Source organism: Micromonospora sp. NPDC050495, from assembly GCF_040655175.1.
Classification (GTDB): domain Bacteria; phylum Actinomycetota; class Actinomycetes; order Mycobacteriales; family Micromonosporaceae; genus Micromonospora.
Map to the genome: position 1 here is coordinate 163504 of NZ_JBFAJK010000009.1, position 26247 is coordinate 189750.

A 26247-nucleotide genomic window follows, 5' to 3' on the forward strand; every position below is an offset into this window, starting at 1 on the left:
CGCAGTACACCGTAGCCACCCGGGACCCGCTCCGCTTCCGCGCTCAGCGCAGCCGGCGCAGCACCGCGGAGCCGACCGCCGCCGTCGCGCCGCCGACCGAGCGGACCACCTGGGGCAGGTCGGGCAGCCAGCCGCCGCGTACCGCCGCGCTGCCCGGGTCCGGGGCGAACAGCACGCCGTCGTGCGGCGCGACCGGCTGCCGGGACAGCCCGGCGAGCCGCATGAGCGGCCCGACCAGCACGTCGTAGACGCCGGGCAGCAGGGTGAAGCCGAACCGCATGACCACGTTGAGCCGGCCCACGGAGACCTCCCGGCGGGGCCGGTCGACGCAGTGTGCGATGGCCCGGGCCACCCGCTCCGGGGTGGTGACCGGCGGCGGGGGCCGGCCGGGCCGGCCCAGGTAGTTGCCCGCCCGCCGGTAGATCGGCGTGTCGACGCTGCCCGGGTTGACCAGGCAGATCCGCACGCCGGGGGTTTCCCGGGCCTCCTGCTGCAACGCCCGGGCCAGCCCCTGCAGACCCCACTTGGCCGCCACGTAGCCGCTCATGTAGGGCGCGGTGATGTGCCCCAGCACCGAGCCGGTGAGCACGAGCGTGCCGCCACCGGCGGCCCGGAAGCGGCGCAGCGCGACCCGGGCCACCTCGGCGGCGGCCAGCAGGTCGGTGCGGACCACCTGGTCGAAGACCTCGGCGGGGGTCTCGTCGAAGCGGCCGTAGGCCATCACGGCGGCGCTGTGCACCCAGGCGTCGATCCGGCCGAACTCCGTCTCGGCCGCGCCGGCCAGCGCGGCCACTGCGCCGGGCGAGGTGATGTCCAGGGGTACGACCAGCACGTCGGCGCCGGCGGCCCGGCACTCGTCGCGTACCTCGGCCAGGCTGGCGGGGGAGCGGGCCGCGAGGACCAGACGGTCCCCGCGGCCGGCGAACTCCCGGGCCGCCGCCCGGCCGATCCCGCTGGTCGCGCCCGTGAGCACCACCGTCCGGCTCACGGTTCGAGCACGACCTTGACGCAGCCGTCCTGCTTCTTCTGGAACATCTCGTACGCCTGTGGCGCCTGGGCCAGCGGCAGCCGGTGGGTCCGCAGGTCCTCGACGCCCAGCGGGTCGTCGCCGCCGGCGAGCAGCGGCACGATGTCGTCGACCCAGCGCTTCACGTGGCACTGGCCCATGCGCAGTTGGATGCCCCGGTCGAACATCTCCATCAGCGGCATCGGGTCCTGCTCGCCGCCGTACACCCCGGAGACGGAGACGGTGCCGCCGCGTCGGACCGCCTTGACCGCGGCGTGCAGCACGACCAGCCGGTCCACGCCGACCTTGTCGGTCATGGTCTGGGCCAACTTGTCCGGCAGCAGCCCGGCGGCGGTCTGGGCGACCTTGCCCAGCGGCGCGCCGTGCGCCTCCATGCCGACCGCGTCGATCACGGCGTCCGGCCCGCGCCCGTCGACCAGGTCGATCAGCGCGCCGGGCACGTCGTCCAGTTCGCTGACGTCGAGCACCTCGATGCCGTGCCGGCGGGCCATCTCCAGCCGCTCCGGGACCAGGTCGAGCCCGATCACCCGGCCGGCGCCGAGGTGCCGGCCGATGCGGGCGCAGAACTGGCCGACCGGGCCGAGACCGAACACGGCGAGGGTGCCGCCGGGCGGGGTGTCCGCGTACTTCACCGCCTGCCAGGCGGTGGGCAGGATGTCGGAGAGGTAGAGCCAGCGCTCGTCCGGACCGGTCTCCGGGATCTTGATCGGACCGAACTGCGCCTGGGGGACGCGCAGGTACTCGGCCTGCCCGCCGGGGACCGAGCCGTAGAGCGAGGTGTAGCCGAACAGCGACGCGCCCTTGCCCTCGCTCTTCACCTGGGTCGTCTCGCACTGGGCGTAGAGCTGGCGCGCACACATCCAGCAGTGCCCGCAGGAGATGTTGAACGGGATGACCACCCGGTCGCCGGGCTTGAGCCGGGTCACCCCGGGACCGACCTCCTCGACGATGCCCATCGGCTCGTGCCCGAGCACGTCGCCGGGCTTCAGGTAGGGGCCGAGCACCTCGTACAGGTGCAGGTCGGAGCCGCAGATGGCGGTCGAGGTGATCCGGACGACCGCGTCGGTGGGCTCCTCGATCCGGGGGTCCGGGACGTCCTCGACGCGGACGTCCCGCTTGCCGTGCCAGGTCAGTGCCTTCATGCCGGTATGTCCCCTCTCCGGTGCCGTCCATCGGACTGCTACCCGCAGGGGACGGCTTGAACCGGGCGGCGGTCGGCCCCGCGGCGGCCGATCGGGGCAGGGGTTTCCGGACGCTACGGACGTGATGACCCAGCTGACCCAACGCGCGGAGGGGCTTTGAGTCGATTCGTTTACGTCATCAAGTCGGTAGCGAGACCGACGGCACCTGGCGAGTGGCGCTGCCCGCGCACCGCGCGGGAAAGGGCGACCGCCGCGCCCCCAGAGCGGGACGCGGCGGTCGGGTGGGTCCGGTGGGTCGGGTGGGTCCGGTGGGTCGGGCGGCCCGCCGCGCGGCTCAGGAGCCGGGGGTGCCGGCGCGCTTGGTGGTCGCTTTGAGGTAATCCCGGTTGAGCCGGCCGATGGTGTTCAGCGGGATGCCCTTCGGGCAGGCCGCCGCGCACTCGCCGATGTTGGTGCAGCCACCGAAGCCGGCCTCGTCGTGCGCGTCGACCATGCCGATCACCCGGGTGTACCGCTCGGGCTGGCCCTGCGGCAGCAGCGAGAGCTGGGTGATCTTGGCGGCGGTGAACAGCATGCCGGAGCCGTTCGGGCAGGCGGCCACGCAGGCGCCGCAGCCGATGCAGGCGGCCGACTCGAACGCGGCGTCGGCGTTGTTCTTGGCCACCGGCACCGAGTGCGCCTCGGGGGCGCTGCCGGTCGGCGCGGTGATGTACCCGCCGGCGGCGATGATCTTGTCGAAGGCGTTCCGGTTGACCACCAGGTCCTTGACGACCGGGAAGGCCCGGGCCCGCCACGGCTCGATGTCGATGGTGTCGCCGTCGGAGAACTGCCGCATGTGCAGCTGGCAGGCGGTGGTGCCGCGCTGCGGGCCGTGCGCCTCACCGTTGATCATGAGGCTGCACATGCCGCAGATGCCCTCGCGGCAGTCGTGGTCGAACGCGACCGGCTCCTCGCCTTCGAGGATCAGCCGCTCGTTGAGCACGTCGAGCATCTCCAGGAAGGACATGTCCGGGGAGACGTCCTGGACCTGGTAGGTCACCATCCGACCCTTGTCCTGAGGGCCCTGCTGGCGCCAGATGCGCAGGGTCAGATTCACTTGTAGCTCCGCTGCGTGGGGTGGACGTATTCGAAGGTCAGGTCTTCCTTGTGCAGCACGGGCTGGTCGCCGGTGTACTCCCAGGCCGCCACGTAGGCGAACCGGTCGTCGTCGCGCTGCGCCTCGCCGTCGGGGGTCTGGTGCTCGGCCCGGAAGTGGCCGCCGCAGGACTCCTCGCGGTGCAGGGCGTCGATGCACATGAGCTCGGCCAGCTCGAAGAAGTCGGCCACCCGGCCGGCCTTCTCCAGGGACTGGTTGAGCCCCTCGCCCTCGCCAGGGACCCGGACCCGCTGCCAGAACTCGTCGCGCAGCGTCCGGATCTCGTCGATCGCCTTGCGCAGCCCGGCCTCGGAGCGCTCCATGCCGCAGTGCTCCCACATGATCTGGCCCAGCTCGCGGTGGAACGAGTCCACCGTGCGGTCGCCGTTGATCGCCAGCAGCTTCTGGATCCGCTGCTCGACGGCCGTCCGCGCGGCCACCGCCTCCGGGTGGCTGGCGTCGATCTTCTCGAACGCGCCGGCGCCGGCCAGGTAGTTCGCGAGGGTGTTGGGCAGCACGAAGTAGCCGTCCGCGAGGCCCTGCATCAGCGCCGAGGCGCCGAGGCGGTTCGCGCCGTGGTCGGAGAAGTTCGCCTCGCCGATCACGAACAGGCCGGGGATGGTCGACTGGAGGTCGTAGTCGACCCAGAGGCCGCCCATCGTGTAGTGCACGGCGGGGTAGATCCGCATCGGGACCTCGTACGGGTCCTCGCCGGTGATCCGCTCGTACATCTCGAAGAGGTTGCCGTACTTGGCCTCGATGGCCTTGCGGCCGAGCCGGTTGATCGCGTCGGCGAAGTCCAGGTAGACGCCGAGGCCGGTCGGGCCGACGCCGCGCCCCTCGTCGCAGACGTTCTTCGCGGCGCGGGAGGCGATGTCGCGGGGGACCAGGTTGCCGAAGGACGGGTAGATCCGCTCCAGGTAGTAGTCCCGCTCGTCCTCCGGGATGTCCCGAGGGCTGCGCTGGTCGCCCTTGGCCTTGGGCACCCACACCCGGCCGTCGTTGCGCAGCGACTCGCTCATCAGGGTCAGCTTCGACTGGTGGTCGCCGGAGACCGGGATGCAGGTCGGGTGGATCTGGGTGTAGCAGGGGTTGGCGAAGTGCGCGCCCTTGCGGTGCGCCCGCCAGGAGGCGGTGACGTTGCAGCCCTTGGCGTTGGTGGAGAGGTAGAAGACGTTGCCGTAGCCGCCGGAGGCGAGCACGACCGCGTCGGCCATCTCGGTGCTGATCTCACCGGTGACCAGGTCGCGGACCACGATGCCGCGGGCCCGGCCGTCGACGACGACCAGTTCGAGCATCTCGTGGCGGGCGTTCATCTCCACGTTGCCCAGGCCGATCTGCCGCTCCAGCGCCTGGTACGCGCCGAGCAGCAGCTGCTGGCCCGTCTGGCCCCGGGCGTAGAAGGTGCGCTGTACCTGCGCGCCGCCGAAGGAGCGGGTGTCGAGCAGGCCGCCGTACTCGCGGGCGAACGGGACGCCCTGGGCGACGCACTGGTCGATGATGTTGACCGAGACCTCGGCCAGCCGGTGCACGTTCGACTCGCGGGAGCGGAAGTCGCCGCCCTTGACGGTGTCGTAGAAGAGCCGGTGCACCGAGTCGCCGTCGTTGCGGTAGTTCTTGGCGGCGTTGATGCCGCCCTGCGCCGCGATCGAGTGGGCCCGGCGCGGGCTGTCCTGGTAGCAGTAGGACCTGACCTGGTAGCCCTGCTCGGCGAGGGTCGCGGCGGCCGACCCGCCGGCCAGCCCGGTGCCCACCACGATGACCGTCAGCTTCCGGCGGTTGGCCGGGTTGACCAGCTTCATCTCGAACCGGTGGCGCTCCCACCGGGTCTCGATGGGGCCGTCCGGGGCCCGGGTGTCGGCGATCGGGTCGCCTTCGGTGTAGAGATCCATGTCAGGCCACCAATCCGGTGAGTACGGCGAACGGGACCACCAGGTAGCCGGCGCAGAGCGCGACGGCGAAGACCAGGGCACCGGCGCGGGCCCGGCGCTCGCCCGCCGGGGTCTGCTGGCCGAGGCTGCGGAACGCGCTGAAGGCGCCGTGCCGCAGGTGGAAGCCGAGCGTGACGATCGCCAGGGCATAGAAGAGGGTGACGTACCAGCGCTCCGGCGCGAAGTCGGCGACCACGTTGCCGTACGGGTTGGCCGGGTCGCCCTGCGGGTTCAGGTGGCCGGTGGTCAGGTCCAGGATGTGGTAGATCACGAAGAGCAGGATGATCACGCCACCCCAGCGCATGGTGCGCGCCGCGTAGTTCACGTGGATCTTCTTGCGGTGCGCGTACGGCACCGGGCGGGCGGCTCGGGACCGGATGGCGAGCACGGTGGCCGAGGCGATGTGCGCCAGCACGGCCACGGTGAGGACCGCGCGCTGGATCCACAGGTACCAGGTCGACGGCAGCAGCGGCGTGCCGATCTCGCGCAGCCAGTGCGCGTAGTGGTCGAACGAGGTCTCGCCCGTGAAGATCTTGAGGTTGCCGAGCATGTGCGCGACCAGGAACAGCACCAGGATGATGCCCGTCACCGCCATGACGACCTTGAGGCCGACGTTGGAGCGGATGGGCGACCGAGTTTTCGTGATTACCACCCGACCGACGCTAGGAGCAGTTCGATCAGGCGTCCAATGCATCGACTTCGCAGTCTTGATAGCCGTAGGCTATAGAGATGCAGCTCCATCAGCTCCGGTACTTCGTCGCGGTCGCAGAAGTACGACATTTCACCCAAGCTGCTGATCTGGTGGGCATCACCCAGCCCTCCTTGAGTAAGCAAATTCACGCCCTGGAGACCGACCTCGGGGCCCCGCTCTTCGAGCGGGTAAGAGGCAACATCACCCTCACCGCGGCGGGGGAGGTGCTGCTGCCGCTGGCCAAGCGGATCCTCGCCGACGTGGAGACCGCCACCCGCGAGGTGCAGGAGCTGGTCGGCCTGCGCCGCGGCCGGGTCCGGCTCGGCGCCACGCCCAGCCTGGCCACCTCGCTGGCGCCTCCGGTGCTGCGCCGGTTCCGCGACGCCCACCCCACCGTCGACCTGCGGGTGGAGGAGGGCGGCTCCCAGGACCTGGTCCGCGACCTGCTCCGCGGCGACCTCGACCTGGCCCTGATCATCGAGCCGTCCGCGGGCACCGATCCGGGGCTGCGCGCCGACCCGATCCTGCGGGAGAGCCTGGTGGTCGCCTCGGTCGACCCGCTGCCCGGGGCCCGCGACGGCGAGCTGCGCATCACCGACCTGCGCGACCAGCCCCTGGTCATGTTCCGGGAGGGCTACGACCTGCGCGACGCCACCCTCCAGGCCTGCCGGGAGGCCGGCTTCGAGCCGACCCTGTCGGTGGACGGCGGCGAGATGGACGCCGTGCTCAGCTTCGTCGAGGCGGGACTGGGCGTGGCGCTGGTCCCCGGCATCGTGGTGGCCCGCCGGGCCGGCATCCGGGTCACCCGGCTCGCCCCGCCCGGCGTGCGCCGGACCATCGCGGTGGCCCGCCGCCGCGACGTGGTGCCCACCCACGCCGGCCGCGAGCTGCGCCGGATCCTGCTGGAGTACGTGCACGACGCCACCGCCACCGACCAGCTCCCCGCCGGCGTCGAGCCGCTCTGACCCTCAGCGCCCCTCGGCGTCGTCCATGGCCCGGTAGATGCGCTGCTCGGAAACCGGGTACGGGGTGCCGAGGGCCTGGGCGAACACGTTCACCCGCAGCTCCTCGATCATCCAGCGGATCTGCCGGGCCGCCGTGGACTGCCGCCTCGCCGGTGGCAGCGCGGCGAGCATGTCCTGGTACTCCCGCTGCACCACGGCGATCCGGTCCTGCTGCTGCTTGTCCCGCTGCGGGTTGCCGGGCAGCCGGTCCAGCCGGCGCTCGATCGCGGTCAGGTAGCGCAGCAGGTCGGGCAGGCGGGCGTAGCCGGCCTCGGTGACGAAGCCGGCGTGCACCAGGCCGCCGAGCTGGTTGCGGATGTCGGCCAGCGCGGCCACCACGGCCAGGTTCCTCGTCGCGCCGAGCCGCTGCTCCACCGCGTGCGCGGCGGCGAGCACCTGCCGGACCCGGTTCATCACCTCGACCACGGTGTCGACCAGGTCGGCGCGGACCCGGTCGCGCAGCGCGGCGAAGCCCTCGGCGTCCCAGGCCGGGCCGCCCGCGTCGGCCATCAGCTTGTCGATCGCCGCGCCGGTGGCGTCCTCGATCAACGCCGGCACCCCGCCGTGCGGGTTGCGGCTCAGCGCCAGCTTCGCCTCGTTGCTCAGCCGCCCCTGCAGGAACCGCGCCGGGGAGGCCAGGGTGAGCCGGAGCAGCCGGCGGGTGCCCGCCCAGTGCGCGGCCTCCTGCTCGGCCGGGGAGTCGAAGACCTTCACCCCGACGGTGGCGCCCTCGTCGACCAGGGCCGGGTACGCGGTCACCGCGTACCCGGCGCGTACCTGCTCGATGGTGCGCGGCAGCGTGCCGATGCTCCAGTCCGTCAGGCCGGTGCGGGCCACGTCCGGCGCGGCGGCGGCGACGACCTGGCGTACCTCCCGGCGCAGCTCGCGTTGCAGCGCGGGCAGGTCCTTGCCCTCGGCGACCGGCTTGTCGTCCTCGCCGAGCACCCGGAAGGTGACCCGCAGGTGCGGCGGCAGCTTGGCCAGGTCCCAGGCGTCCGGCGGCACGGTGACCCCGGTCATCCGGCGCAGCTGCCGGGTGAGCGCGTCGAGCAGCGGCTCCGCGCCGGGGGTGATCGCGGCCAGGGCCGCCCGGGCGTAGTCGGGCACCGGCACGAAGTTGCGCCGGATCGCCTTGGGCAGCGACCGGATCAGCGCGATCACCAGTTCCTCGCGCAGGCCCGGCACCTGCCAGTCGAAGCTCTCCGCCGGCACCTGGTTGAGCAGCGGCAGCGGGATGTCCACGGTGACGCCGTCGGTCGGGGTGCCCGGGTCGAAGGTGTACGTCAGCGGCAGGGTCACCCCGTCGGCGCGCCACTCGTCCGGGTAGTCGGTCTCGGCCACCCCGCCCCGGCCGGCGTTGACCAGCAGCTCGCGGGTGAAGGTGAGCAGCTCCGGCCGCTCCCGGCGGGTCTGCTTCCACCACGAGTCGAAGTGCCGGCCGGAGACCACGTCGGCGGGGATCCGCTCGTCGTAGAACTGGAAGATCGTCTCGTCGTCGACCAGGATGTCCCGGCGCCGGGCCCGGTTCTCCAGCTCCTCCACCTCGGTCAGCAGCCGCTGGTTGTCCCGCCAGAACTGGTGGTGGGTCTGCCAGTCGCCCTCGACCAGGGCGTGCCGGATGAACAGCTCCCGGCTCAGCGCCGGGTCGATCCGGCCGAAGTTGACCTTGCGGGAGGTGACGATCGGGATGCCGTAGAGGGTGACCTTCTCGTAGGCCATCACGGCGGCCTGCTTCTTCTCCCAGTGCGGCTCGCTGTAGCTGCGCTTGACCAGGTGCTGCGCGAGGGGTTCCACCCACTCCGGTTCGACCCGGCCGGCCACCCGGCCCCAGAGCCGGGAGGTCTCCACCAGCTCGGCGGCCATCACCCAGCGGGGCGGCTTCTTGAACAGCGCCGAGCCGGGGAAGATGGCGAACTTCGCGCCGCGCGCGCCCAGGTACTCGTGCTTCTGGGCGTCCTTGAGCCCGAGATGGGAGAGCAGCCCGGGCAGCAGGGACTGGTGCACCTTCGGGGTGTCGATCTCCTCCGGCAGGTCCGCGCCGGCGCCGCGCCGGCCCCCGTCCTCGCCGGCCCGGTCGGGGCCGCGCCGGCCCCGCCGCCCGTCACCCTGTTCGGGGGTACGCAGCACCTGGCGCAGCTGGCTGACGATGTCCTGCCACTCGCGCACCCGCAGGTAGTTCAGGTATTCCGCCTTGCACATCCGGCGGAAGGCGCTGGACGACAGCGCCCGCTGCTGCTCGCGCAGGTACCGCCACAGGTTCAGGTACGCGACGAAGTCCGACTCCTGGTCGGCGAAGCGGGCGTGCGCCTGGTCGGCCTGGGCCTGCTTGTCGGCGGGGCGCTCGCGCGGGTCCTGGATGGAGAGCGCGGCGGCGATCACCACCACCTCGGTGGCGCAGCCGTTGCGCTCGCCCTCGAGGACCATCCGGGCCAGCCGGGGGTCGACCGGCAGCTGCGCCAACCGTCGGCCCAGCGGGGTGAGCCGCTTGGCCGGGTCGGGCTCGGCCGGGTCGAGCGCGCCCAGCTCGTGCAGCAGGTTGACGCCGTCGGTGACGTTGCGCCGGTCCGGCGGGTCGATGAACGGGAACGCGGCGATGTCGCCGAGCCCGATCGAGGTCATCTGGAGGATGACCGAGGCCAGGTTGGTGCGCAGGATCTCCGGGTCGGTGAACTCGGGCCGGTTGTCGAAGTCCGACTCGTCGTAGAGGCGGATGCAGATGCCGTCCGAGGTGCGCCCGCAGCGGCCCTTGCGCTGGTTGGCGGAGGCCTGGGAGACCGGCTCGATCGGCAGCCGCTGCACCTTGAGCCGGCTGGAGTAGCGGGAGATGCGGGCGGTGCCCGGGTCCACCACGTACTTGATCCCGGGCACGGTCAGTGAGGTCTCCGCCACGTTGGTGGCGAGCACCACCCGGCGCCCGGCGTGCGGGGCGAAGACCCGGTGCTGCTCGGCGGTGGAGAGCCGGGCGTAGAGCGGGAGGATCTCGGTGCCGAGCAACGACCGCTTCTTCTGCACCAGCTTGCCGAGCGCGTCGGCGGTGTCCCGGATCTCCCGCTCGCCGCTGAGGAAGACCAGGATGTCGCCCGGTCCCTCGGCGGCCAGCTCCTCGACCGCGTCGCCGATGGCCTGGATCTGGTCCCGGACGTTCTCCTCGTCGGCCTCGTCCTCCTCGTCGGCCCCGGTGACCTCGACCAGCGGCCGGTAGCGCACCTCCACCGGGTAGGTCCGGCCGGACACCTCGACGACCGGGGCCGGGTTGCCCTCGGCGTCGGCGAAGTGCTTGGCGAACCGGTCGGTTTCGATGGTCGCCGAGGTGATGACCACCTTGAGGTCGGGGCGGCGGGGCAGGAGCTGCCGGAGATAGCCGAGGATGAAGTCGATGTTGAGGCTGCGCTCGTGCGCCTCGTCGATGATCAGCGTGTCGTACTGGCGCAGCATCCGGTCGGTCTGCAACTCGGCCAGCAGGATGCCGTCGGTCATCAACTTGACCAGGCTGTTCTCGCCGACCTGGTCGGTGAAGCGCACCTTGTAGCCGACCACGTCGCCCAGCTCGGTGCCGAGCTCCTCGGCGATCCGGTCCGCCACCGTACGGGCGGCGAGCCGGCGGGGCTGGGTGTGCCCGATCAGCCCGGTGACGCCGCGCCCCAGCTCCAGGCAGATCTTGGGCAGCTGGGTGGTCTTGCCGGAGCCGGTCTCGCCGGCGACGATCACCACCTGGTGGTCGCGGATCGCGGCGGCGATGTCGTCCTTGCGCTCGCTGACCGGCAGCTGCGCCGGGTAGGTGATCACCGGGACGGCGGCCCGCCGGGTCGCCAGCCGCGCCTCGGCCCGGGCCACCTCGGTCGCGATCTCGGCCAGCGCCGCGTCCCGGCGCTGCGGGTCGCGCAGCTTGCGCACCCCGTCCAGCCGCCGCTGGAGCCGCCGCTGGTCGCGGAACATCACGGCGGAGAGGCGGCGGTGCAGGTCGCGGGCGGTCTCGGGTACGGCGGGTGCGGCTGGATTCTGCATGTCGTCGCCAAGGATAGGCAGCCCGCCGGCACACCGCTCCCGGGTTACGGCCCGGCCCGGTTGAGCGGCGTCGCGGGCCGGACGGGCTAAAGTTCGGCCGACCGGGGTCGACGAGGGGACGGATGAGCATGCGGGACATCGACCGGGCGCTCGTGCAGGCCGCCACCGCGGTCGCGAAGCTGCGCTGCCGCAGCGACAACCACACCGTCGCGGCCGCCGCGCGCACCACCGACGGGCGGGTCTTCAGCGGGGTGAACGTCTACCACTTCACCGGCGGCCCGTGCGCCGAGGTGGTCGCCATCGGCGCCGCGGCGACGGCGGGGGCCGGCGACCTGGAGGCGATCGTCGCGGTGGGCGACCGGGGCCGGGGCGTCATCCCGCCGTGCGGCCGGTGCCGGCAGGTGCTCCTCGACTACTTCCCGGCAATCAAGGTGATCGTCGGCCCGCCGGACGCGCTGCGTGCCGTCCCGGTGGCCGACCTGCTGCCCGAGACGTACGTCTGGTCCGACCACCAGGTCGAGGTGCCCGCGGTGCCGCGTACCGGGGTGTGGCCGATGCCGGTGGTGCCGGGCAGCCGGCAGGCCGCCGAGGACTGAGCCCGCGCGGGGCCGTCGGTCAGTCGCCGGAGGCGGTCTCCAGCATGGCGGTCGGCACCGGCACCGTCGCGAACCGGAGCACGCCCTCGGGCACCTGCCAGCTCAGCACCCGCGCGACCAGTTGGCCGGCGCTTACCGCGGGGTCGTTGGCGTAGAGCTCGCGGGCCATCTGCGGGTCCACCGAGAGCACGGCGAAGCCGGTGAACCGCGGGTCGTCGCCGTCGAGGAAGGGGCCGGCGGCCAGGACGGCGCCCTGCTCCACGAGCCCGGCCTGGTGGGCCAGGTGCGCCTGCTGGATCCGGTCGGCGGCGTCCAGCGGCAGCTCGGGCGGATCGTCCGGCCGGCCCAGGAGCACCACGGTGTGCTGGTCGAATCGCATGCTGCCAGGGTAGGGCCGCGAACCGGTCAAAAAGGGCTAACCGCCGGCGCGGGCCCGCAGGGCGCGGATCGACCAGTCCAGCACCGGGGCCAGGCTCTCGCCCACCGACCAGCCGTTGACCACGGAGAGCAGGTGCAGGTACCGCTCGCGGCGCGGGTCGTTCGCGGCGGTCAGCCGGGTCAGCAGCCGCCGCCGCAGGTCGGCGTCGTCGGGCCGCCCGCAGAGCCGCGCGTACCGGGCGCTGGCCGCGGCGACGACCGGCTCGGCCGCCGGCGAGGCCGGGTCGACGCCCGCGGCCAGGGCCGGTGCGACCTCGTCGCGGACCAGCGCCACGGCATCCCGGTGGACGCCCACGCGCCCGGCGCGGTCAGCCGCGTGCTGCTCCACCAGGCGCCGCAGGCCGGCGCGGAAGCCCGGGTCGCGGGTCAGCTCGGCCAGCTCCAGCCACGCCTCGACCTGCTCGGGCTCGGGGTCCTCGGGCAGCTCGGGGGTCAGTGAGTGCCGGACCCCGACGAACGCCGGGTCGGCCGCCGGGTCGCCGAGGGCGGCGTCCAGGAACTCCTCGACCAGCCGCCGCCGCTCCTCGGCGGAGAGCCGGGCGAGCCGGTGCAGCAGGTCCGCCTGCTCCGGAGTCGCCGCCCGCCGCGCCAGCACGGCGAGCACCGCGCGCCGCAGCCGCAGCACCCGGATCTGCGCCGCCAGCGCCTCGGCGTGCGCCGCGGCGACCTCGGGCAGGCCGGCCTCCCGGTCCACCACCGCGCGGATCGTGGCCAGGTCGAGTCCCAGGTCGCGCAGCGTACGCACCAGGTCGAGCCGGGCCGCGGCGGCCGCGTCGTAGCGCCGGTGGCCGGTCGGGCCGCGGTCGGTCGGCGGCACGATCCCGCGGTCGGCGTAGAACCGGATGGTCTTGACCGTCAGTCCGGTCCGCCGGGCCAGGTCACCGATCGAGTAGCTGGTCTCACCGTTCATGCCGCCCACCTTTCCGCCTCCCCTCGGTGGAGGCGCAACCCGGGGATCGACGGTGACCGGTTAGGTGTGCCTGACCAGCTCGGATAAGGTAAGGCGAACCTAATTCGAGAGGGACGCCCGACCCGTGACCACCGTCGCCGTCCGGCCCGAACGGGCCGGCACGCCGAGCCGCCGAGGCATCGGCCGCCGCCTCGCCGTCGCCCTGGCGGCCGGGCTGGTGCTCCTCCTCGTGCTGCTCGCCAGCCTGGCGCTGGGCAGCCGCCCGCTCGCCGTCGATCAGGTCTGGGGCGCCCTGGTCACGCCGGACGGCGGCGACGCCACCACCATCGTCCGCGAGCTGCGGCTGCCGCGTACCGTGCTCGGCCTGGTGGTGGGCCTGGCCCTCGCCCTGGCCGGGGTGCTGTTCCAGGCGGTCACCCGCAACCCGCTCGCCGAGCCGCGCATCCTCGGGGTGAGCGCCGGGGCGTCCGTCGGCGTGGTGCTGGCCATCGCCGTGTTCGGCGTCACCACCCTCAGCGGGTACGTCTGGTTCGGCGTGGCCGGGGCGCTGCTGGCCGGCCTGCTGGTCTTCGCCGTCGCCAACCGCACCCGGGACGGGGCCAGCCCGGTCACCCTGGCGCTGATCGGCGCGGCCCTCGACGCCAGCCTCGGCGCCGTCGTGTACGCGCTGCTCAGCATCGACGCCCGCACCTTCGAGGAGTACCGGTTCTGGGTGGTCGGCGGGCTGACCGGCCGGGACACCGGGGTCGCCGCCCAGGTGCTCCCGTTCGTCCTCGCCGGGGTCCTGCTGGCCGCCCTGGTGGCCCGCGGGCTCGACGCGCTCGCCCTCGGCGACGACGTGGCCACCGGGCTGGGCCACCGGACCGCCCTGGTCCGCCTCGGCGCCGGCCTCGGCGGCGTGCTGCTCACCGGCGCGGCCGTCGCCGCCGCCGGGCCGATCGCCTTCGTCGGGCTGGCCGTGCCGCACCTGGCCCGCGCCCTGGTCGGCGCCGACCACCGGTGGACACTGCTGGTCGCCGCGCTGCTCGGGCCGGCCCTGCTGCTCGCGGCCGACATCGCCGGCCGGCTGGTCGCCCCGCCCGGGGAGGTCCCGGCCGGGATCATCACCGCGCTGATCGGCGCGCCGCTGCTCGCCTTCCTGGTCCGCCGCGCCAAGGTGGTGACCGCATGAGCACGCGGAGCGAGCCGGCTCTGCGGACGGCACCGGGCGGCACCGTGCTGCCCGGGCGGTCGCTGCTGCGGCTCGGCCCGGTCACCGTGCGGGTCCGCCGCCGGCCGGTGCTGGTCGCCGCCGCCCTGCTGGTGCTGCTCGCCGCCGCCATGGTGGTCAGCCTCTGCCTGGGCACCCCGTACGTCGCCCCGGCCGACGTGCTGCGCTCGCTGTCCGGCGCGGGCACCCCGTACGACCTGGTGGTGCTGAACCTGCGACTGCCCCGCGCGGTGCTCGCGGCCCTGGCCGGCGCGGCGTTCGGGGTGGCCGGCACGCTGATCCAGAGCGTGGCGCGCAACCCCCTGGCCAGCCCCGATGTCATCGGCGTCACCCAGGGCGCCGGGCTGGCCGCCACGGTGGCGCTGACCAGCGGCGCCGCGGCGGTCCTGGTGGCGCCGGCCGCGCTGCTCGGCGGCCTGCTCGCCGCGCTGCTGGTGTTCGCCCTCGGGGCCCGGCACGGGCTGGCCGCGCAGCGCTTCGTCCTGGCCGGCGTGGCGGTGGCGTTCGCGTTCCGCGCGCTGACCGAGGTGGTGATGCTGGCCGCCGACCCGATCGACGGGCTGCGCGCCCAGGTCTGGCTGATCGGCACCCTGGCCGGCAAGGGCTGGACCGAGGCCACCTGGATCGCCGGCACCCTGGCCGTCCTGCTGCCCGTGCTGCTCTGGGCCGGCTGGGCGCTGCACAGCGCCGCCCTCGACGACGACACGGTCCGGGGCATCGGGCTGCGCCCGGTCGCCCGCCGGATCGGGCTGGCCGCAACCGGGGTGGTCGTCGCCGCCACCGTCACCGCCCAGGTCGGCGCGGTCGACTTCGTGGCGCTGGTCGCCCCGCAACTGGCCCGGCGGCTGGTCCGCGCCGAGCGGCCGCCGCTGCTCTGCGCCGCGCTGCTCGGCGCGCTGCTGCTGGTCCTCGCCGACCTGGCCGGCCGCCGCCTGCTCGCCCCGACCCAGCTTCCGGCCGGCGTGCTGACCGCGGCCATCGGCGGCCCGTACCTGATGTTCCTGCTGCTGCGTACCCGAGGGAGGCGCTCGTGACGCCGATGCTGTCCACCCGCGACCTGGCCGTCGGCTACGAGAGCCGTACCGTCCTGGACGGGCTCGACCTCGACCTGCCGGCCGACGCGTTCACCGTGATCGTCGGCCCGAACGCCTGCGGCAAGTCGACCCTGCTGCGCACCATGGCCCGGCTGCTCAGCCCGCGCCGGGGCGCGGTGCTGCTCGACGGCACGGCGATCCGCGACCTGCCCACCCGGGAGGTGGCCCGCCGGCTCGGTGTGCTGCCGCAGAGCCCGCTGGTGCCCGAGGGCATCACCGTGGCCGACCTGGTCGGCCGGGGCCGGCAGCCCTACCAGCGCTGGTGGCGGCAGTGGTCGACGGAGGACGGCCGGGCCGTCGATGCGGCCATGGCCATGGCCGACGTGGCCGGGCTCGCCGAGCGGCCGGTGGACACCCTCTCCGGCGGGCAGCGGCAGCGGGTCTGGATCGCGATGACCCTCGCCCAGGACACCGAGGCGCTGCTGCTCGACGAGCCGACCACCTTCCTCGACCTGGCCCACCAGGTGGAGGTGCTGGACCTGCTGCACCGGCTGCGCGCCGAGCGCGGCCGGACCGTGGTGGCCGTGCTGCACGACCTCAACCAGGCCGCGCGCTACGCCGACCACGTGGTCGCGATGCGCGCCGGCGCGGTGGTCGCCGCCGGTCCGCCGCGCGAGATCATCACCGCCGACCTGGTCCGCGACGTCTTCGGGCTCGACTGCGTGGTCGTGCCCTGCCCGGTCACCGGCGCCCCGCTGGTGGTGCCCGCGCTCACCCACTCCTCGGCCACACCGGCCGGCGTACCGGCCCAGGCCGGCTCCTCCGTCGACGACGCCTGAACCGTCGCGTCGACCCGTACCGCTCGAAAGGATCACGATGCGTCGTCTCGCCGCCGCTCTCACCGCGGCCCTCGCCCTCGGCGTCGGCCTCACCGCCTGTGGGGAGAGCGACCCCGTCGCCGACACGGGCGCGGGCCAGACCCGGGAGATCACCCACGCGATGGGCACCACCAAGGTGCCCGCCCAGCCCAAGCGCGTGGTGGTGCTCGACACCGACAAGATCGACACCGCGCTCTCGCTGGGCGTCACCCCGGTCGGCGCGGCCACCGCCGGCGAGGCGAAGAGCTGGCCCACCTACTTCGGGGCCGACAAGCTCGCCGGCATCAAGGAGGTCGGGGTGCTCACCGAGCCCGACCTGGAGGCGATCACCGCGCTCAAGCCGGACCTGATCCTGGGCAGCAAGTTCCGCCAGGAGAAGTTCTACGACGAGCTGTCCGCGATCGCCCCGACCGTGTTCACCGAGAAGGTGGGCATCACCTGGAAGGAGAACTTCCTCCTCGACGGTCAGGCGCTGGGCAAGGAGCAGCAGGCCAAGGAGCTGCTGGCCGCCTACGAGAAGCGGGCGAAGGACTTCGGCACCCAGCTCGGCGATGCGGCGTCGCGCAAGGTCTCCATCGTGCGCTTCGTGCCGGGCAACATCCGGGTCTACGGGCCGGATTCGTTCTCCGGCATCGTGATCGGCGACACCGGCCTGGGCCGCCCGGAGCGGCAGCTCCTGTCGGGCAAGGAGGACAAGCGCTTCGACCTGGTCAGCCCGGAGCGGGTCAACGAGGTCGACGGTGACGTCATCTTCGTGACCGCGTACGGCGAGAAGGCCGCCGCCGAGCAGACCAAGGTCACCGGCGGCAGCCTGTGGCAGGGCCTGTCGGCGGTGAAGGCGGGCAAGGCCCACGTGGTCTCCGACGAGATCTGGATGACCGGCATCGGCGTCGGCGCCGCCAACAAGATCCTGGACGACCTGGCGAAGTACCTGGCCGTCTGAGCCGGCTGATCGACCGCGCCCGCCCGGCACCCCGCCGGAACGACTGGCTGGCCGGCCTGATCGCCGCCGATCCGGTGTTCGCGCGGGCCGGGCTGTCGATCATCCGGGAGCGGGCCGCGATCGGCTACCGGCAGTTCGAGGCGGCCACCGACCGGTACTCGCCGTACCGGAAGATGCTCGCCGCGCTCTGGCGGGAGAGCCGGGTGCCCGGCCTGGCGCCCGGCCGCCGGTTGGCCACCATGGCCTCGCTGCTGCACGGCGCCCGGCACCGGTGACGGGGCCCGGCGCGGCCGCGCCGATGCCGAGGCCACCGGGCAGGCGAATTGATCCTGCTTGCGGACGGATCGACCCTTCGCGATCATGGGCCCGGGAGCGCTCGGCGCTGATCAGCTCCCTGGTCCGAGGGTTGGGGGTGCGCGACCGTTGCCTGACCGGTTGGATTCGCCTGGTGAGGGTGCGACCGACCCGGATGGGCCGGGCCGTCGGGTGGTCGCGCCTGCGCTGGTGGGGCGGGTGGGCGAGTTGGCCGCACTCACCGCCGCGGTCTCGGCCCCGCCGTCGGTGGTCACCGTGGTGGGTGAGGCGGGTGTCGGCAAGACCCGGCTGGTGTCCGAGCTGCTGAGGCTGCCCGAGGTGACCGGCCGGCGGGTACTGGTCGGCCGGTGTCATCCCGTCCGGGAGGCGTTCCCGTTGGGCCCGGTCGTCGAGGCGCTGGCCGGTGTGGGAGACGATGGACGCGGGCTCCGGCTCTCCGAGGTGGCCGGCGCGCTACGGCCGTTGCTGCCGGAGCTGGCGCCCTGGTTGCCGCCCGCGCCGGAGCCGCTGGAAGACCGGGCGTCGCAGCGGCACCGGGTCTTCCGCGGGCTGATCGACGTGCTGGGTGCTCTGTCCCCGGCCGTGCTGGTGATCGAGGACCTGCACTGGGTGGACGAGCAGACCAGCGACTTTCTCGCGTACCTGTTGGCGGCGGCGCCCCCGGGCCTGACTGCCGTGCTGACCTATCGAAATGAGCAGGCCAACAACGTACGGGCCGTACCGGCCACCCTGCCTGCCGGGACGACCCGCGCGCACGTCGCGCTGGCGCCGTTGGATGAGGCGGGAACCGGAGCGCTGGCGGCCGCGATCCTCGGTACGGACGGGGTGTCGCAGGAGTTCGCGCGGCATCTGTGGGAGTGCACCGCGGGGCTGCCGTTCGCGGTGGAAGAGGTGATCGCCCTGGTCCGCGAGCGTGGACTGCTGGTTCAACGCGGCGACCGGTGGGCGCGTCGGACGTTGGACCGGCTGGAGGTGCCGCGGGGGATCCGCGAGTCCACGCTGGAGCGGGTGCTGCGGTTGTCGGCCGGGGCACGCCGGGTGGCCGAGGCCGCAGCCGTGCTGCAGGCCCCGGTCGGCCTACCGGTGCTGGCCGCCATGGTTGGCGGCGAGGGCCTGGTCGAGGCGCTGGAGGAGGCGGTCGGACACAGCGTCCTGGTCGAGGAGGGGGACGCTTTCGGCTTCCGGCACGCGCTCGCGGCACAGGCGGTCTACGAGAGCCTGGGTGCCGCTCGCCGCGGCGCGCTGCACGGGCGGGCGGCGGCCGCACTGGACGGGCTCTCGTCACCCCCGCTGGGCCGCATCGCGCACCACCTGTGGCACGCGGGCGAGCTGGCGCGATGGGCGGTGACCGCCGAGGCGGCAGCGGACCAGGCGGTGACACTGACCGACGACGCCGAAGCCGTCCGGCACCTCGCGGCCGTGTTGCGCCACGCGCCGCTCGATGCCCGGCAGCGCGGCCGGGTCGCGGTGAAGCTGGGTTGGGCCGCGATCCGAGCCCTGCGCGTCGACGACGCGCTCGAGTTGTTGCCGACGGTCATCGGCGAGGACCTGTCACCGCCGGTCCGCGGTGAACTCCGGCTGCTCATGGCGCAGCTGCTCGACGAGACCGGGGGAGACCCACACGTCAAGCGGCGCCTCTTCGTCGAGGCGGTCGCGGACCTGGACGGACGGCCCGATCTCCAGGCCCGGACCATGATGGCGTTGGGCGTCCCCACCAGTCCCGGTGTCCCGATGGCCGAGCACCTGACCTGGGTCAGCCGCTCGCTCAAGCTGGCCGTCGAGGCCGGTGACCGGCTGGTCGAGGCACACATTCTCGGTAAGGCCGGCATGGTGCTGATACCGGCGGGAGATCCGTCCTGGCGTGAGCTCACCGACCGGCTGCTCCGGATCACCGGTAGCTCTCCCCGGCACCCGTGCGAGGCGAACGCGTACCTGTCGATCGGCTTTGTGGCCGGTTACACGGGGCACCTGGACACCGCCGAGTCCCTGCTCGCCACCGGGCTGAGGTCCGCGGTCACCCGGGAGAGCCAGCGGCTGGAGAACGGGTTCCGGTCCGCGCAGGCGTGCCTGGCGTTCCACCGTGGGCAGTGGGTCGGGCTGGTGGAGGAGGTCGATCGGCTGATCGGGGAACTGTCGGAGCATCCCCGTCTCCGGATCGACCTGGACATCGTCGCCGGGTGTCTCGCCCTGGCGCACGGTGCCGTGGACCTGGCCCGGCGGCGGCTGACCGACGCGATCGACCTGGCCGAACAGCTCTACGACCTACCGGTGCTGCCGCTGGCCGTGGACGCCGTGGTCCGGGCCGCCCTGTTCCGAGGTGGAGTCGGAGAGGCGGTGGTGAGCGTACGGCGGTGCCGGTCGTTGCTGACCGCCAAGGGCAACTGGGCGCCGCTGGCCCGGCTGCTGCCGGCGGCGGCGGAGGCGCTGGTCGCGGCCGGCGAGCGGGCCGAGGCGGACGATCTTGTCCGCCAGGTGACGAAGGAGCTGCGCGATTTGGATGTCCCGCTGCTGCCCGCGGGGCTGCACCACGCCCACGGCATCCTCGCCGCCGACGCCGACGAGCTGCTGGTCGCCGCCGAGGAGTACCGGCGGGTGGGCGCCGGCTACGAGGAGATCCGGGCGCGGGAGCGAGCAGCCGGCCTGTTGCTGGAGGCGGGCCACGAGCGGGGCGCGCCGCTGCTGCGCGAGGCCGTGGCCGGGTACGAGGCGTTGGGTGCGACCTGGGATCTCAACCGCGCCCTGGGCCTGGCCCGGCGGCACGTCGTCGGGCTGCCGGCTCGGCACCGCGGCGGCCGGCGCGGCTACGGCGGGACGCTGTCCCCGCGGGAACGGCAGGTGGCCGAGTTGGCCGCCACCGGGCGGACCAACAAGGAGATCGCCGAGGCGCTCGTGCTCTCCGCCACCACCGTGGAGAAGCACCTGGGCGCGGCGATGCGGAAGCTGAACATCCGGTCCCGCACCGAACTCGCCCGCCTGATGGCCACGTCGACGAGCAAAGATGGTGGGTTTCCGTCATAGCTAGCCGGCTGCCGGCCCGGCAGGGTGTCGGCATGGACGAGATCAATCCCTCGGCTGGCGACGGCGTGGGCGCAGCGCACGACCACGACCGGGAGCAGCAGGAACCGGCCGCGCACGGCCCCGCCGAGCCCACGTCGACCGCGCCCAGCGAGGTCGGGGATGACGACTGGCTGCCGGTGTGAACCGCCCGACCAGCAGTCGAACGGAGTCTCCTCCACCCCGGTAGACCCCATCTCCCGGTACTCCTCCTGGAAGGTGACGCATGCGTCTCAGACTCAGTCGATCTCCCGTCGCGCTCGTCATGACGGGCGCGCTCCTGGTGTCCGCCGCCCCGGCGGCCGCCGCCCCAGCCCCGGAAACCGATCGACCCGCGGCGGCGTCGCCCGCCACCGCATCCGTCGATGCCGCACGTCGAGTGGCGCTGTCCGGCAAGCAGGTCACGATCACGCTGGTGACCGGTGACGAGGTGATGTTCCACCCCGGCTCGTCGAGTGTCACGGTGTCCCCGGCGGTACGTGGCGACGGAAGCGCGAGCACCTTCGTGTCGTACCGGCGCGACGGTGACGTCTACGCGATGCCGGTCGATGTGGAGCCGTACGTCCGGGCCGGTCTGGTCGACGAGGGACTGTTCAACATCACCTACCTGGCCGCCAACGGATACGGCGACGCCGAGCGGGGTGGCATTCCGGTGATCGCCGAGTACGCGACGACCACCCGACGGGCCGCGGCGTCGGTCGCCGGTGTGCAGGTGAAGCGGCACCTGGCCAGCGTGCACGCCGCGGCGCTGGACGTGCCGAAGGGCCGCGGCGGCCAGTTCTGGACGGCTCTGCGGACCGCTGCCTCCACCTCGACCGGCCTTTCCCTGGGCAAGGAGAAGCCGCAGCTCGCCGGTGGCGTCAGCCGGCTGTGGCTGGACCGGGTCGCGAAGGTGAACCTCGCCGAGAGCGTGCCGCTGATCGGCGCCCCGCAGGCGTGGAAGGCGGGCTACGACGGCACCGGGGTGAAGGTGGCGGTGCTCGACACCGGGGTGGACCGGCGTCATCCGGACCTGGCCGGGCGGATCGCGGCCGTTGCCGACTTCACGGGCGCGTCCGAGGACGCGGTCGACGGCCACGGTCACGGCACCCACGTGGCGTCGACGATCGCGGGCACCGGCGCCGGGTCGGCCGGCACGTACCGCGGTGTCGCCCCCGGCGCGTCGCTGCTGATCGGCAAGGTCTGCAACGACGAGGGGAACTGTCTGGACTCGGACGTCATCGAGGGCATGCAGTGGGCCACCGAGCAGGGCGCCGACGTGGTGAGCATCAGCATTGGTGGGGAAGCCCCGGCTGACTACCCGGACCCGATGGCGCAGGCCGTCGACGAGTTGACCGCCGAGACCGGCACCCTCTTCGTGGTCGCCGCCGGCAACGATGGACCTCGGGCCGAAACGGTGGCTTCCCCGGGGGTCGCGGCGGCGGCGTTGACGGTGGCGGCAACCGACAAGGACGACAGGTTGGCGTCCTTCTCCGGCCGCGGGCCACTCTGGTATCCGGACCGGGTGCTGAAGCCGGAGATCGCCGCCCCGGGCGCGGAGATCACGGCGGCCCGGGCCGCCGGAACGTCCATGGGTACGCCCACGGGCGACCTCTACACCACCGCGTCCGGTACCTCGATGGCGACCCCACACGTGTCGGGTGCGGCGGCGATCCTCGCCCAACAGCACCCGGACTGGTCGCCGGAGCGGCTGAAGGCGGCGCTGACGAGCAGCGCCAAGGATGTCGGCCTGACCGTCTTCGAGCAGGGCGCCGGCCGCCTCGACGTGGCCCGGGCCAGCACGCAGCGGGTGCACGCGCTGACTCCCGGCATCGACCTGGGCCTCATCGACCGCGGGCAGCCCGCGTTGAGCCGCACCGTCAGCTTCGCCAACACCGGGTCCGCGCCGGTGACCCTCTCGCTGGCCACCTCGCTGAGCAGCCGCTCGGGAGGCCAGGTGCCCGACGGGGCGATCACCAGCGACCGGACCGTCACGGTCCCGGCCGGTGGCATCGCCACGGTGACAGTCTCGGTCGACGCGCCGGCCCTGGCCCTGGATCAGTACAGCGGCGCGGTGGTCGCCACCGACGCCAGCGGACAGGCCGTGCGGGTACCCGTCGGTTTCGAGATCGCGCCGCCGTCCTTCCCGGTTCACATCGAGATCCTCGGCCACGACGGCAAGCTCTGCGGCACCACCGGCTGGTACCACTGCTCGCATGTCTCGGCCCCGTGGTCGATGAGCCTCGACGACGGTCGGATCAAGCCCCTGACCGCCATCTCCTCGACGGTACGGCTCCGGGCCGGGCGGCACGCGTTCCAGTCCTTCGTCGGCTGGGTCGACCCGGCCACCGACCGACAGCAGTTCGCCCTGGTCGTCGCCGACGACGTCGAGGTGACCGGGCCGACCACCGTGCGACTCGACGCGTCCAAGGCACGGCGGATCACGGTCGACACGCCGAAGCCGAGCGAGGGGATCAACACGGAACTCGGCCTCACGCGCTACGACACGGCCAGGTCTGCGACCGCCGTGTCGCTCCTGCCCAACCCCGGTACGTCCCTCTGGGCGACCCCGGCCTCGGGGATCCGGAAGGGCTCCCTGCTCCTGCAGCACCAGCGCGACGCCGTCGCCCCGCTCATCGAGATGTCGGCGCCGTCGATGCCCTTGCACCCCCTGTACAGCGGGTGGATGCCCTGGGTGCCGAAGTTCAGCGGTGTCCAGAATCTCGAACTGGTCGATCTCGGCGTCCTGAAGGGCGTGGAAGACGTGCCCGCCCAGCTTCCCGAGGACCTGAGCATCGTCAAGGGCAGGCTGGTGATGATCGAGCTGGACGACGGCTGGACCAGGCCCGGTGATCTCTGGGCCTGCACGGTGCCGGAGCCGTACGTCGATGCAATGGTGAAGGCGGGCGCCGCCGGTCTGGTGGCCTTCCCCCGGGACCACTGTCCCGAAGGCGTGCAGAACACGATCTTCGGCCCGTCGAGCATCCCAGCGTTGACTGTGCCGCCTGCCGAGGGAAGGGCGCTGCGGGAACTGCGTCGGACCGGCAGTCCACTCGCCATCCGGATCACCGGCCGACCGGAGAGCCCGTACTCCTACCACCTGAAGTTCTACCAGCACGACAAGGTGTCGGCCGAGCAGCACTACACCGCGACGGACCGGCAGCTCCAGCGGATCGACCGGGACTTCCACGCCGAGGCGAACGTCACCGTCGGGGACAGCTGGAACCAGCTCCTACCCGGAGAGGTGTCGCCCGCCCAGACGATGTTCTTCGACCGAGGGCCGCGGGAACGCGTGCGGTATGTCGGGCCGGTCAGCAACCCGGGCCAGTACGCCGAGAACATCGTGTACCGGGTACACGACATCGCGAAGAACCCGATGGGGGTGGAACCCGATGTGCCGCCCGCCGCTTCGTACTACACCCTGAAGCCCGGTTCGGCTGGCCACGAGGACTGGTACGGCGGACCGCCGGTCCCTGGCGCCGCGGAGACGACGCCGGACCGGTCCAACCTGCTGGCGTGTGGGGCGTGCCGGCAGGGCGACGTCTTCAGCCCACTCCTGCCGGCCACCTTCCCCGAGCCGCAGGTCGAGTCGTTCTACCTCGAACTCGCGCCGTCTGACCGGCTGCACCTTTACCGGGGCGACGAGGAGGTCCAACCCGCCCCGGACCTCGGTTACAACGCCTACACCCTCCCGGCCGAGCGGGCCCGCTACCGGCTCACCCACGAGCTGAACCCGATCGCGGAGAGCCTCCGGGACCGGTTCTACGACCGGCGGGTCAGCACCGAGTGGGAGTTCACCTCGGCGCGGGTCACCGAGCAGAACAAGAGCCCGCTGGACTGTTCCGGCACGTTGCTGGCGACCTCCACCGCGCCGTGTGCCGTGCAGCCGCTGGTCTACCTGCGGCACCAGCTCAACCTGGATCTCGACAACACCGTCCGCCGCGGCACGCACCGGATCCAGCTGCACGCGTACCACGAGGTGGCGGGGCGCCCGGCGCCGCGGATCGTCTCGATCAAGGCGTGGGTGAGCTTCGACGGGGAGACGACCTGGCAGGCGGCGTCGACCGGCGCCGTCGACGGGGGCACGGTCACCGCGACCCTGCCGGCGCCGCCCACGGGTGCCAAGACGGCCAGCCTGCGGGTGCAGGCGACGGACGCGGCCGGCAACAGCGTCAACCAGACCGTGCACGAGGCGTACGGCGTGCGCTGACGCGGCAGCGGTACCGAATCAGCAGACGCTCGCCGATCCCATCGACGCGCGGTGGCACATCGGAAAGGAGCCAGCAGCCGGCCGGGGCCCACCGGCCGGCTGCTCCGCGTTCGGCACCACACCGGATGCCGGGGCCGCCGGGGCGGGCACGGCCGGGTGCGGGCGGTCAGGCGACGAGCTGCCAGAGCAGGAACGCGTTGAGCGCCACCACCAGCGCCGTGATCACCACTGCCGCGGCGGTGGTGAGCCGACGGTTGACCAGGTCGCCCATCAGGTCCCGGCGGCGGGTGAAGGCCACCATCGGGATCAGCGCGAACGGGATGCCGAAGCTCAGCACCACCTGCGACAGCACGAGGGCCCGGGTCGGGTCGACGCCGACGGCGAGCACCAGCAGCGCGGGCGCCAGGGTGACCAGCCGGCGCGCCGCCAGCGGGACGCGGCGGCGCAGGAAGCCCTGCATGATGACCTCGCCGGCGTAGGTGCCGACGCTGGTCGAGGCCAGCCCGGACAGCAGCAGCGCCACCGCGAAGCCGAGCGCCGCCACCGCGCCGAGGCTGCCGGCCAGACCGGCGTGGACGCCCTCCAGGGTGTCGGTGCCGGGGATCCCGCTGCCGTGGAAGGTGGCCGCCGCGACGAGCAGCATGGCCAGGTTGACCGCGCCGGCGGCGGTCAGGGCGAGCAGCACGTCGGTGCGCAGGCCCCGGGCCACGACCCGCCGTTCGGTCTCGTCGGCCACCGGGATGCGGTTCGGGGTCAGCGCGGAGTGCACGTAGATGACGTGCGGCATGACCGTCGCACCGAGGATGCCGGCGGCCAGCATCATGCCGTCGGTGTCGTGCATCCGGGGCAGCAGCCCGCCTGCCGCGGCGGACATGTCGGGCCGCGCGCTGAGCAGGTTCACCGCGAAGGCCAGCATGATCACGCCGAGCAGCACGGCGATCGCGATCTCGAACGCCCGGAAACCCCGCGACCGCAACGCGAGGACGGCGAACGCGGCCGCGCCGACGAGCAGGCCGCCGGCCAGCAGCGGGATGCCGAAGAGCAGGTAGAGGGCGACGGCGCCGCCGATGACCTCGGCCAGGTCGGTGGCCATGGCCACCAGTTCGGCCTGGACCCACATGACCCGGTTGACCGGGCGGGGCAGGTGTTCGCGGCACAGCTCGGGCAGGCTGAGCCCGGTCGCCAGGCCGAGCTTGGCGGTGAGCGTCTGCACCAGCATGGCGGCCAGGTTCGCCGCCACGACCACCCAGACCAGCAGGTAGCCGTAGCGCGCGCCGGCGGTGGAGTTCGTGGCGAAGTTGCCCGGGTCGACGTAGGCGACCGCGGCCACGAAGGCCGGCCCGAGCAGGATGAGGCGGCCGCGTACCGGGCGCCGGGCGCCGGCGGTCCGCAGCGGTGGCGCGATGGTGATGTCGTTGGTGACCACGGTGTGCTCCTCGGCGGGCGGGCGGGTCAGACGGGTTCGCGCTCCGGCGTCGGCCGGCTGGCCGGCCGTGCCGCGGGCGTGCGGTCCAGCGCGTCGGCGACCGGGATGAGCGCCGTGACGGCGGCCAGCGCGAGGACGGCCGGCGGGGCCGCGCCGGTGCTCGCGGCGCCGACCGTGAGCAGGGCGAAGACAGCCAGCTTGGTGCGGTTGACGGTGGACATGTGGTGAAGATCAACGCGATCGACGTCCCACCCGGTGCCGGCGAGGAGCTGGAGAAGCGCTTTGCGGCCCGGGCCGGCGCGGTGCAGAACTCCCCCGG

The 26247-nt window shown here is 73.2% G+C and carries 19 protein-coding genes and 2 pseudogenes; 11 read left to right on the forward strand and 10 right to left on the reverse strand.

Going from position 1 to position 26247, the window contains the following annotated elements; translation table 11 throughout:
• Nucleotides 1-43: 43 nt before the first annotated feature.
• The 5 genes from AB0I11_RS12950 to AB0I11_RS12970 form a co-directional block, all read right to left on the reverse strand.
• Entirely contained in the window at nt 44-988 is a 945-nt protein-coding gene (locus AB0I11_RS12950) for an SDR family NAD(P)-dependent oxidoreductase (protein ID WP_357318185.1), read from the reverse strand.
• Nucleotides 985-2169 (reverse strand): zinc-dependent alcohol dehydrogenase, encoded by a 1185-nt coding sequence (locus AB0I11_RS12955; RefSeq protein ID WP_357318190.1) that lies wholly within the window; start codon nt 2167-2169, stop codon nt 985-987. The genes AB0I11_RS12950 and AB0I11_RS12955 overlap by 4 nt, the downstream gene beginning before the upstream one ends.
• Nucleotides 2170-2503: 334 nt before the next feature.
• A complete protein-coding gene (locus AB0I11_RS12960) occupies nt 2504-3265 on the reverse strand; it encodes a succinate dehydrogenase/fumarate reductase iron-sulfur subunit (RefSeq protein WP_357318193.1) in 762 nt (253 codons plus the stop codon).
• The gene (locus AB0I11_RS12965) at nt 3262-5196 is read right to left on the reverse strand and encodes a fumarate reductase/succinate dehydrogenase flavoprotein subunit (RefSeq protein ID WP_357318196.1); all 1935 of its coding nucleotides are present in this window, start codon (nt 5194-5196) and stop codon (nt 3262-3264) included. Before AB0I11_RS12965 ends, AB0I11_RS12960 begins: the two co-directional genes overlap by 4 nt.
• Before the next feature lies 1 nt (nt 5197).
• Nucleotides 5198-5881 carry a succinate dehydrogenase cytochrome b subunit gene (locus tag AB0I11_RS12970; protein ID WP_357318261.1) on the reverse strand — a complete coding sequence of 228 codons (684 nt, stop codon included), beginning with the start codon at nt 5879-5881 and terminating at the stop codon, nt 5198-5200.
• A gap of 77 nt (nt 5882-5958) precedes the next feature.
• On the opposite strand from AB0I11_RS12970, the gene AB0I11_RS12975 reads away from it, so the two are divergent.
• Nucleotides 5959-6891, forward strand: a complete 933-nt coding sequence (locus AB0I11_RS12975) for a LysR family transcriptional regulator (RefSeq protein ID WP_357318264.1) — start codon at nt 5959-5961, stop codon at nt 6889-6891.
• A gap of 3 nt (nt 6892-6894) precedes the next feature.
• Here AB0I11_RS12975 and hrpA read toward each other — a convergent pair whose 3' ends face one another.
• Nucleotides 6895-10935 carry an ATP-dependent RNA helicase HrpA gene (hrpA, locus tag AB0I11_RS12980; RefSeq protein ID WP_357318199.1) on the reverse strand — a complete coding sequence of 1347 codons (4041 nt, stop codon included), beginning with the start codon at nt 10933-10935 and terminating at the stop codon, nt 6895-6897.
• A gap of 122 nt (nt 10936-11057) precedes the next feature.
• Here hrpA and AB0I11_RS12985 point away from each other — a divergent pair, with 122 nt between their 5' ends.
• Nucleotides 11058-11531, forward strand: a complete 474-nt coding sequence (locus AB0I11_RS12985) for a cytidine deaminase (RefSeq protein ID WP_357318202.1) — start codon at nt 11058-11060, stop codon at nt 11529-11531.
• Nucleotides 11532-11550: 19 nt separating this feature from the next.
• Here the strand turns inward: AB0I11_RS12985 and AB0I11_RS12990 are convergent, their stop codons facing one another.
• Nucleotides 11551-11910: a YciI family protein gene (locus tag AB0I11_RS12990; protein WP_357318205.1), complete on the reverse strand. Its 360-nt coding sequence runs from the start codon at nt 11908-11910 to the stop codon at nt 11551-11553.
• 36 nt (nt 11911-11946) lie between these two features.
• Nucleotides 11947-12879, reverse strand: coding sequence for a MerR family transcriptional regulator (locus tag AB0I11_RS12995; protein WP_357318208.1), 933 nt, complete (start codon nt 12877-12879; stop codon nt 11947-11949).
• Nucleotides 12880-13003: 124 nt separating this feature from the next.
• On the opposite strand from AB0I11_RS12995, the gene AB0I11_RS13000 reads away from it, so the two are divergent.
• The 8 genes and pseudogenes from AB0I11_RS13000 to AB0I11_RS13035 all read left to right on the forward strand — a co-directional run bounded on the left by AB0I11_RS13000 (nt 13004) and on the right by AB0I11_RS13035 (nt 24502).
• A complete protein-coding gene (locus tag AB0I11_RS13000) occupies nt 13004-14050 on the forward strand; it encodes an iron ABC transporter permease (RefSeq protein WP_357318212.1) in 1047 nt (348 codons plus the stop codon).
• A complete protein-coding gene (locus AB0I11_RS13005) occupies nt 14047-15123 on the forward strand; it encodes an iron ABC transporter permease (protein WP_357318215.1) in 1077 nt (358 codons plus the stop codon). Before AB0I11_RS13000 ends, AB0I11_RS13005 begins: the two co-directional genes overlap by 4 nt.
• A 5-nt stretch (nt 15124-15128) precedes the next feature.
• Complete coding sequence (locus AB0I11_RS13010; RefSeq protein WP_357318267.1) at nt 15129-15962, forward strand: ABC transporter ATP-binding protein; 834 nt, start codon at nt 15129-15131, stop codon at nt 15960-15962.
• Nucleotides 15963-15999: 37 nt separating this feature from the next.
• The gene (locus AB0I11_RS13015; RefSeq protein ID WP_357318218.1) at nt 16000-16944 is read left to right on the forward strand and encodes an iron-siderophore ABC transporter substrate-binding protein; all 945 of its coding nucleotides are present in this window, start codon (nt 16000-16002) and stop codon (nt 16942-16944) included.
• Nucleotides 16872-17201: pseudogene (locus tag AB0I11_RS13020) on the forward strand (IucA/IucC family protein); the annotation flags it as partial. The gene AB0I11_RS13015 and the pseudogene AB0I11_RS13020, both read left to right, overlap by 73 nt.
• Before the next feature lie 256 nt (nt 17202-17457).
• Nucleotides 17458-20277 (forward strand): AAA family ATPase, encoded by a 2820-nt coding sequence (locus AB0I11_RS13025; protein ID WP_357318221.1) that lies wholly within the window; start codon nt 17458-17460, stop codon nt 20275-20277.
• Nucleotides 20278-20309: 32 nt separating this feature from the next.
• On the forward strand, nt 20310-20459 hold the full coding sequence (locus AB0I11_RS13030) for a hypothetical protein (RefSeq protein ID WP_357318224.1): 150 nt from the start codon (nt 20310-20312) through the stop codon (nt 20457-20459).
• A 269-nt stretch (nt 20460-20728) separates the two neighbouring features.
• Entirely contained in the window at nt 20729-24502 is a 3774-nt protein-coding gene (locus tag AB0I11_RS13035) for a S8 family serine peptidase (protein WP_357318228.1), read from the forward strand.
• 166 nt (nt 24503-24668) lie between these two features.
• Here the strand turns inward: AB0I11_RS13035 and AB0I11_RS13040 are convergent, their stop codons facing one another.
• Both AB0I11_RS13040 and AB0I11_RS13045 read right to left on the reverse strand, forming a co-directional pair.
• A complete protein-coding gene (locus tag AB0I11_RS13040; protein WP_357318231.1) occupies nt 24669-25928 on the reverse strand; it encodes an Nramp family divalent metal transporter in 1260 nt (419 codons plus the stop codon).
• Between the two features lie 26 nt (nt 25929-25954).
• Nucleotides 25955-26149: a hypothetical protein gene (locus tag AB0I11_RS13045; protein WP_357318234.1), complete on the reverse strand. Its 195-nt coding sequence runs from the start codon at nt 26147-26149 to the stop codon at nt 25955-25957.
• Between AB0I11_RS13045 and AB0I11_RS13050 the strand changes: the two are divergent.
• Nucleotides 26150-26247, forward strand: a pseudogene (locus AB0I11_RS13050) (antibiotic biosynthesis monooxygenase); the annotation flags it as partial. It abuts the gene before it with no gap.